This is a genomic window from Oscillibacter sp. CU971, from assembly GCF_905219725.1.
GTDB lineage: Bacteria > Bacillota > Clostridia > Oscillospirales > Oscillospiraceae > Oscillibacter.
Map to the genome: position 1 here is coordinate 1 of NZ_CAJMXG010000122.1, position 8,650 is coordinate 8,650.

Genomic DNA, 8,650 nt, shown 5'->3' on the forward strand with positions numbered 1-8,650 from the left:
GTCGGGGGGCTACTCGTCTCCCGCCCGCTTTGTGCGGACGGCCTTCATGAAGGAGTTCTCCGTCCGGGGGAGGGACGAGCTGGACGGCGTGTCCCGGATGTTCCGGGCCTTTGCCCCGGTGGATATCCCCGAGGGACTGGCCAAGGCCGATCCGGACTACGACGTGTATGAACAGACCCTGTGCACCAGCGTGATGTGCGCGNAGAGNGGCGTCTACTACTTCGCCCCCGCCTGGAACCGGCGGATCTCCGCCGTCCGGCCGCTGGCGGAGGGGAACGAGATNCGGTATTTCGGCCTGGGNGACCGCCAGGACGTGGACTACCGGAATTGAGGGAGGGGAGCGCTGTGAAAGCCAGTCTGGATTCTTACCACCTCCCGGTGACGGGACGGAACATCCTGCNCTTTGTTTTTCCNANCATNGTCATGACGGTGTTCAACACGTTCTACACCATGGTGGACGGCCTGTTTGTCTCCAACCTCATCGGCACCGCCGCCCTGTCGGCCATCAACCTCACGGCCCCGGCCATCGGGCTCATCACGGCGGTGTCCGGGATGCTGGCCACCGGCGGCAGCGCCGTGGCAATGAAAAAGATGGGGGAGGGCCGGGAAGAGGAGGCCCGGCAGGACTTCACCCTGCTGATTTTGACCAACGCCGTGGTGGGGGCCGTCATGATGGCCCTGGGCTACGGCCTGATGGACGTCCTGCTGGGGTCCATGGGCCTGTCGCCGGAGGTCTTCGGCTACTGCCATGCCTACCTCAGCGACTATCTGCTCTTCACCATCCCCATTTTGCTGATGTACAACTTCTCCCTCTACCTCATCGCCGCGGATCGGTCACGGCTGTCCCTCATCTGCACCGTGGCGGGGGGCGTGAGCAACATCGTCCTGGACTATGTGCTCATCGCCATGGCGGGCCTGGGCATCCGGGGGGCCGCCGTCGCCACGGGGCTGGGGTACTCCCTCACCGCGGCGGCGGGCCTTTTGGTCTTCCGTAAACGGGACAGCCTGCTCCACTTCCAAAAGCCGGTCTTTCGGGGAGGCGTGCTGCTCCACGCCTCCGCCAACGGCCTTTCCGAGCTGGCCACCTCCCTGGTCTCCGGCATCACCACGTTGCTGTTCAACCTGGCCATGCTGAAATACATCGGAGAGGACGGCGTGGCCGCCATCACCATCATCATGTACGTATTGATGTTTGTCAGCGCCCTGTTTATCGGCTACTCCTACGGCGCGGCGCCCATGATCAGCTACTACCACGGGGAGGGGAACCACGAGAAGCTGAAAAAGCTGGTGCGCTTCAGCGTGCGGTTCATCCTGGGGGCCTCCGCCCTCTGCGCCGCCGTCTCCGCCCTGGCCACCCCGGCGCTGGTGGGCGTCTTCACCCGGCCGGGCAGCCCGGTCTACGCCCTGGCGGTGACGGGGAACCGCCTGTGCTCCATCGCCCTGCTCTTCCTGGGGCTGAACGTCTTCGCCAGCAGCATGTTCACCGCCCTGTCCAACGGCGTGGTTTCCGCCGTTCTGGCCTTCTCCCGGTCCTTCCTGTTCACCGTGGCCTGCGTCCAGCTTCTGCCCCTGCTGCTGGGGGTAACCGGGGTCTGGCTGGCCACCCCGGCGGCGGAGCTGCTGGGTCTGCTCATGTCGGCGGCGCTGCTGGCAAGGCACCAAAAGCGCTACGGCTACTGAGCCGTTCGCGCCGCGTTGGAAGGGTGTAACTTTTTGTCATAAAATGTAATTCTTCTGTTGGGAATCCTGCATCTTTCTGTGTTAAAATAGAGATCAATAAAAGGCCGCTACCGGGCCAAAAAAGGAGGGCGCAACGTGGAAGGCATCTGTGGAAAAAGCTGCGAGTCCTGCGGATGGAAGGATCAGCTGAACTGTGCCGGCTGCCAGGAGGACATGGGGCGGCCCTTCTCCGGCCCCTGCGGCATCGCCGCCTGCTGCCGGGAAAAGGGGCATGAGCGGTGTGAGACCTGCACGTACGTTTCCGGCTGCCCCCGCCAGGCCCAGCGGGACGGAGTTCCCCGGCAGGAGCTCCAGCGCCGGGACAGCGAGGCGGCCAAATATCGCCGCCTGGCGGAGATCGCCCCGCTGATGGCGAAATGGACCTGGCTGATGTTCTGGCTGGTGGTTCCGTCGAATCTGGCGGCTCTGCTGCCGGTGGATCTTGTAACCCAGGCGTTTCCCGCCGCCGAGGCCGTGGGAACAGCGCTGAGATTCCTCTGCGGCTTGGCCTACGTCCTGTTTTTGTGGAAGCTGACGCCGGTGCTAAGGGGCTACCGCACCGCCGCCCTCTGCCTGCTGGTGGTCACGCTCATGGACCTGTTCCTGCTGGTCATCCCCGAGGGGTCCGGCCTGCTTTTCCTGCTGGGCGTTCCCTCCCTCATCGTGAGCTTCTATGGGGATTACGTGGAGTTCCACGCCCACGCCCAGGCCGTGGAGCCCCTGGACATGGAGCTGGCCGCCAACTGGCGGAAGCTGTGGAAGCTCCTCCTGTTTTCCATGGGGACGCTGCTCCTGTTTTTCCTCTCCTTGTTCATGGGTCCCTTTATCGCCGTAATCGTAGGGCTGGCCGCCCTGGTCCTGGCCATCTACTGCGCCGTCATGCGGATGGTTTACCTCTGGCGGACCGCCAAACGCTTCCGGGAGTGGANGCNTCCGGCCCTGCNGGAGTCCTCCCCGTCCCCCGATCTCTGAGCGGCAAAACGCGGCGGGCCCTTCGGCCCGCCGCATGTCTGTTTTCTCCCCCAGTTTCTCACATGCCCCGGAGCTCCCCGTCCAGCCAAGTGTCCGTGGGGGACAGCCGGACGGTGAAAGCCCGGGAGCGGTCCTCCGGGTCCTTGTTCTGGTGGAACTTGAACAGGGTTTCCCCGCCGGGAAGCGCACAGACAATCTCGATTTTGCCCCGGGGGTGGCTCATGGCGTAGCGCACCGCCTTGCCCAGGCCGTTCTGATAGGATTTGGCATCGTCTACGATTTTGATGCCTTCCGTCAGAGGAACCTGGAAGCGGCCCTTGACCCCGGTGACCGGGCGGCACTGGAAGATGTAGTAGGGCATGACTCCCAGCCGGACCAGGCCGGAGAGGAGCTTCCCCAGGGTTTCCCCGCCGTCGNTGAAGCCCCGCATCAGCTCCGTCTGGTTCCGCACCGGCACACCCCGCCCAATCATGGCCCGGAGGGCCCGGGCCGCTTCAGCCGTCAGCTCCCGGGGGTGGTTAAANTGGGTCACCAGGACCAGGGTTTTTTTCTTCCCGTACGCCTCGAACAGATCCAAAAACTCCGGATCCCCGTAAATGCGCTCCNGCAAGGTCACCGGCATCCGGGAGCCGAAGCGGATCAGGTCCAGGTGCTCGATGGCGGTAAGCTCCCGGAGGTAGCGCTCCAGGATGTGGTTGGGGTTCATAAAGGCGTCCCCGCCGGAAACCAGGATGTTGTTGATCTCCTTGTGCTCCGAGACATAGGCCACGGCCTCGTCCACCCGCTTGTTCAGCTCCGCGTCGGTGAGGCCCACCATCCGCTTGCGGAAGCAGTGGCGGCAGTACATGGCGCACTGGTTGGTGGAGAGGAGCAGGGCCGTCTGGGTGTATTTGTGCTGGAGGCCCTCCACCATGGTGTTGTCCGCCTCGCCGCTGGTGTCCGTTTCGCCTCCGGCGTCCAGCTCCGCCAGGGAGGGGACGCACATCCGACCGATGGGGTCCTCCGGGTCCTTGGGGTCCACCAGGGACAGGTAATAGGGTGGGATCAGCATGGGATACCGCTCGATCACCGCGGCGTAGCGGGCGGTTTCCTCCGGCGTCCATCCCAGGATGGGCGCCAGCTCCTCCGCCGTCCGGTATCCGTTCCTCAATTCGTTCTGCCAGCTCATCAGCTGCCACCACCTTTCTAAAAAAATACGGAAAAAAGCGCAGATCCGGCCCTGACCGTCCGGCTCCTGCGCTTTACATAAACGTTGTTCAGATCTTTTCAAATAAGATAAATCAAATCAGATANGACGCTTTAAACGGTGTTCATATAACTGCCGAATGGTCCTCCCAAATTTACGCGGCCCGCCGCCGGGGCGTCGGAAAACAATGCGCCGCAAATACTGTTTTCATTATTATAGCCGAAAATCCCAAAAAATTCAAGTCCAATTTTGTACTGGACGCCGAGGGGCCCCGTTCCACTAAAACCGGGCCCGCCAAGACGGCCGACCGGCCAGAACTTTCACGGCCCGAAAGGATGCCGGGAAGGCTTCCGCGCCGGGGCGCGCTCTTTTCCGCCGCCTTGNCAACANCCTTGNCCGGCTGATATACTTACCAGATAAAAAGTGCGTGATTTTCCTGGCGGAGGCCCTGTTTATGAACGAAGAAACCCGTTCCCCCTCTAAGCGCGGACGGCGGATCGCCGCCGCCGCAGCCGCCGCGGTCGTTCTGCTGGCGGCGTTATATCTGCTGTTCGCCTTCTCCGGCATCCCGTTTATCGCCAAGTGGCGGACGCTGTACATTGAGACGGCTATGGGCACCATGACCCACCAGTGGCTGGCNACGGCCTTCCTGCCGGACTCCGCCATTGAAGAGGCCATGAAGGACGTGGAGGCCCGCTTCCAGGACAACCTCATTGAGGCCAGCGACATCGCCCAGGGGACGGAAGCGCCGCCCCCCTCAGAGTCCGCCCGGACCCTGGNGGAGCAGGCCATCGCGGACTTTGCCGCCCTGTTCCCGGAGGTGGACCTGTCCACCCTGCCGGAGTCCATCACCTGGGAGGACCTGCCCGTCCTGGAGAAGGAAAAACTGGAAGGGGTCCGCACCACCGCCGGGGACAAGGTCTGGGCCATCGACGTGCCGAACAAAATCCTCATTCTCACCGTCTCCGGCGAGGGGTATCAGGGCAAGCTGGNCATCGCCAANGACAGTTCTCAGGTTATCCTGGCGAAGAATACCCTCTCCGGCCGGGGGCAGACGGTGACGGAGCTCTGCGACGCCTATGGCGCCGTGCTGGGCGTCAACGCCAGCGGCTTCTACGACCCGGAGGGCAAGGGCCGGGGCAACGTGCCCATGGGCTTCGTCCTCTCCGGCGNCGAGTACTCCGGCCAGGCCCTCAAGGGCCGCTACCAAACCGCCGGGTTTGATTATGACGNCAACTTTCNGGCGNGCNNGNGCCTGGATCNGGACGAGATGCGGGACGCGGTGCAGTTCTATCCCATCATCGTGCTGAACGGGGAGAAGAACATCGACGGCTCCTTCGGCATGGGCATCCAGCCCCGGACGGTCATCGGCCAGACGGCGGACAAGGCCGCGCTCCTGCTGGTCATCGACGGCCGCCGGGTGGGCCACAGCCTGGNGACCACCGTGTCGNAGTGCGCGGACATCCTGCTGNGCTACGGCTGCTGGACCGCCATGAACATGGACGGCGGGTCCAGCTCCTCCATGACCTACAACGGGCGGAGCATCNCGAAAAACAGCAGCGCCATGCCCCAGGNCNGCTATNTGCCNGACGCCTGGGTGGTGAAGGGCATCCCCTTTATAGATGTTTTAGATTGACCCGGTAGGCCCGGAGGGACTCCTCATCCGCCCCGGCGATCAGGCGCTCCCGATATCCGGCCAGCGCCGCCCGGTCCCGGGGCAGTTCCCCCCGGACATGAACCAGATTGGAAGCCCCGTCCGTCTCGAAACGGGTGGGGATAACCAGGTGTTCTATCAGAACCTTCAGCTCCTCCAGCTTTTCCAGCTCGCTCTCTTCCTTCCAGTTTCCCGCCTGTATCTCCCGGTACAGCTCCGAATCCGGGAAGACGGTCAGCATGGAGGACCCGACGCGCACAGGGCGGGTCCGGTTGAAGACCTCCGCGCTCCGCAGGGCGCCTTCCCTCCCCCGGCCCGCGCCGGAAATGCCCGCCAGGTAGAAGAAGCTGTAAGAGATGCCCGCCCCGTCCAGCCGCGCCGCCTGTTCCACGATGTCCCGGGCCTGATAGCCTTTGTTCATAAAGGCCAGGGCTTCCCCGTCCCCTGTCTCCACGCCCACGGTCAGCCCGTCATAGCCCAGGGACCGGAGGCGGCGCAGCTCCTCATCACTCTTGAGCCCCACGTCCGTCACCCGGGCAAAGCAGCCGATGCTCTTCACCGTTGGAAGGTACTGCCGGATAAGCCCGGCGATTTCCTCCAGACGCCCCGGCAGCAGCACGAACGGATTCGCCCCCACCAGAAAGACCCGCCGGGGCCCCTGGGGCTCGGGGAGGCCCTGGAGCCGGACGGAGAGCCGGGCCATGGGGTCCGTCCCCCAGAGCTGGGCCTCCTGGAGGTCCGCCTCCACCTCCTCCAGGGGCGACATGCGGAAGCGGAAGGGCAGGTCCTCGTACAGCGTGCAGAACTTGCAGGCGTGGTGGGTGCAGCCCGCCGTGGCTTGGATCAAAAGGGAATCCGCCTCATAGGGCGGCCGCCAGATGGTTCCATAAAAGTGCATAAACGCGTCTCCTCTCAAGTTCGATTCTGCCGCCATATTACTCCGGGCCGCGCAGCGCCGCAAGTACGCAATTTTTTTAGCATCAGTACCCTTTTTTGCACCAATGAAAGGAGGCCCCCGTGGACGGGAACAAATTTCAGACGCCGGATGTGATGGCCCGCTGCGTCCCCATGGCCAGCCTCCAGGCGGTGTTGGGAGGCAAGTGGAAAATCCTCATCCTCTGGTATGTGTCCTTCTACAAGGTCCAGCGCTTCGGCCAGCTCCTGCGCCGCCTGGACGGCATCACCCAGTCTTCCCTGACCAAGCAGCTCCGGGAGCTGGAGCGGGACGGGTTTTTGCACCGGGAGGTCTACGGGGAGGTGCCGCCCCGGGTGGAGTACTCCCTGACGGAGCTGGGAGAGAGCTTCCGGCCCATCCTGGAGCAGATGCTCCAATGGAGCGCGGAGCGGCTCTGCCCGCCGGGCTATGTTTCCCCTTACGAGGGTCCGGACCAGTGAAAAAACGCCCGCNGTCTTCCNACAGCGGGCGTTCTTTTTTTCAGAACGCCGGGGTAACGGTTCGCGGTCAGCCAAGCTCAGCCGATGCCGCCCAGCATGGCACCGGCCACCAGGGCAATGAAGCACATGACGATGAACAGGTAGCCCAGATACTCGAACCATTTGCCGACAGGCTTCTTGGCGCCGTGGTTGACCTCATCCAGGGCCTCCTTGCGGGGCAGGACGAAGAAGAACATAATGGCGGCGAGACCAGCTCCCAAGGGGCAGATGTAGATGGAAACCACGTCCATCCACTGGGAGGTCCAGGGCTGAATCAGCAGGGCCACGATGACGCCAACAACGCCGATGATCCCCACGGCGGGAAGCCGCTTCAGCTTGAACTGCTCCTGCATAGTGGCCACGGGGGCCTCGTACAGGTTGATGATGGAGCTGATGCCCGCGAAGAGGACGGCCACATAGAAGNTGATGCCGATGATCCGTCCGCCAGGCATGCCGTTGAGGATGTTGACCAGATAGACGAACATCAGGCCGGGGCCGGGGGTCACGTCGCTCATGGCAAAGCCGGACGCACCGATGGCGGGGATGATGACGAAAGCGGCCAGCAGGGCGGCCAGGGTATCAAACAAAGCCACACGCCGGGCGGAGGAGGGGATGTCCTCGTCCTTGGGCAGGTAGGAACCATAGATAACGGAGCCGTTGCCCGCCACGGACAGGGAGAAGAACGCCTGGCCGAAGGCGTAAATCCACACCTGGGGGCTCACCAGACCTGCGGGGTCCAGGGTGAACAGGAACTTATAGCCCTCGGAAGCGCCGGGCTGGAAGCCGATGTAGACGGCCAGAATGACGAACAGGCCGAAGAGCACCGGCATCATGATCTTGTTGGCTTTTTCGATGCCGTTGGCCACGCCCATGGCCATAATAATCATCGCTACCACCAGGCCGATGATCAGCCACATGCTGTTGCCCACACCGAAGATTCCCCCCTGGAGCATCATGCTGACGGCCTCGCCCAGAGTCGCGGCCTCGGGAGCCGCGCCGCCAAAGGTGCCGCCGATGGCGCCCATGTCTTGACCCAAGGCGTACAGGCCGCCAGTGAGGGACATGAAGGTGTACTTGAAAATCCAGCTCATGACCACGGTGTAGCCGATTGCCAGCATCATAGAGCCCACAATGGGAATCAGGCCGATGGCTTCGCCCAACTTCCGGTTGCCGTTTCTGGCCTCGGTAGCGTGGCCGAACGCGCCGATGGGGCCCGCCTGGGCCCGGCGGCCCAGGGCGAACTCCTCCATAACGCCGGAGTTGCCCACCAGAAGAACGATGATGAAATAGGGAATCAGGAAGGTCAGGCCGCCCCACTTGGCAACCNTGATGGGGNAGCGGCAGATGTTGCCCATGCCGACGGCGGAGNCGATGCAGGNCAGAATAAAGCCCCACTGGCTCTTAAACCCGTCGCGGGTTTGCAAGGTCTCGTTGCTCATGTAACAATTTCCTCCTCTTTCTCGATATACACACAACCGCTGGCCGGAAAACGAGAAAGAGAGGGCTGTCCGCCGGGTCCACGTCATTTGACTTTGGAACAGGGCGGGCGCCCTCTCTAAGCTGTACACTCAACCTGCGGTACAGTGGCACTTACTTTTCAGGGGGGACTTACTTCTCCTCGTTGGGATAGGGCTCGAGGAAGGCGTGGAAGTGGCGCATGGGCAGCTTGTGGCCCCAGACGATGC

General features: G+C 63.1%; 7 protein-coding genes. 4 read left to right on the plus strand and 3 right to left on the minus strand.

Annotated features, from left to right (window positions below; translation table 11 throughout):
* Together JX325_RS09590 and JX325_RS09595 are read left to right on the plus strand one after the other, a co-directional pair.
* Positions 1–331 (plus strand): linear amide C-N hydrolase (locus JX325_RS09590; protein ID WP_204790930.1); only part of this gene is annotated, 331 nt, incomplete at its 5' end.
* Positions 332–345: 14 nt separating this feature from the next.
* Positions 346–1,680, plus strand: a complete 1,335-nt coding sequence (locus JX325_RS09595; protein WP_243414027.1) for an MATE family efflux transporter — start codon at positions 346–348, stop codon at positions 1,678–1,680.
* A 1,069-nt stretch (positions 1,681–2,749) separates the two neighbouring features.
* Here JX325_RS09595 and JX325_RS09600 read toward each other — a convergent pair.
* A complete protein-coding gene (locus JX325_RS09600; RefSeq protein ID WP_279380524.1) occupies positions 2,750–3,961 on the minus strand; it encodes a KamA family radical SAM protein in 1,212 nt (403 codons plus the stop codon).
* 370 nt (positions 3,962–4,331) lie between these two features.
* Here JX325_RS09600 and JX325_RS09605 point away from each other — a divergent pair, with 370 nt between their 5' ends.
* Entirely contained in the window at positions 4,332–5,513 is a 1,182-nt protein-coding gene (locus JX325_RS09605) for a phosphodiester glycosidase family protein (RefSeq protein WP_204790932.1), read from the plus strand.
* On the opposite strand, the gene JX325_RS09610 is transcribed toward JX325_RS09605, so the two are convergent.
* Positions 5,494–6,429: a radical SAM protein gene (locus tag JX325_RS09610; RefSeq protein WP_204790933.1), complete on the minus strand. Its 936-nt coding sequence runs from the start codon at positions 6,427–6,429 to the stop codon at positions 5,494–5,496. The genes JX325_RS09605 and JX325_RS09610 overlap by 20 nt on opposite strands.
* Before the next feature lie 119 nt (positions 6,430–6,548).
* On the opposite strand from JX325_RS09610, the gene JX325_RS09615 reads away from it, so the two are divergent.
* A complete protein-coding gene (locus JX325_RS09615) occupies positions 6,549–6,926 on the plus strand; it encodes a helix-turn-helix domain-containing protein (protein WP_279380525.1) in 378 nt (125 codons plus the stop codon).
* A 77-nt stretch (positions 6,927–7,003) separates the two neighbouring features.
* Here the strand turns inward: JX325_RS09615 and JX325_RS09620 are convergent, their stop codons facing one another.
* The gene (locus JX325_RS09620) at positions 7,004–8,404 is read right to left on the minus strand and encodes a sodium-dependent transporter (RefSeq protein WP_204790934.1); all 1,401 of its coding nucleotides are present in this window, start codon (positions 8,402–8,404) and stop codon (positions 7,004–7,006) included.
* Between the last annotated feature and the right edge of the window lie 246 nt (positions 8,405–8,650).

Excerpts from the sequence above, each read along its gene's own strand:
- JX325_RS09610 (WP_204790933.1), bottom strand. The coding sequence starts at position 6,429 with ATGCACTTTTATGGAACCATCTGGCGGCCGCCCTATGAGGCGGATTCC.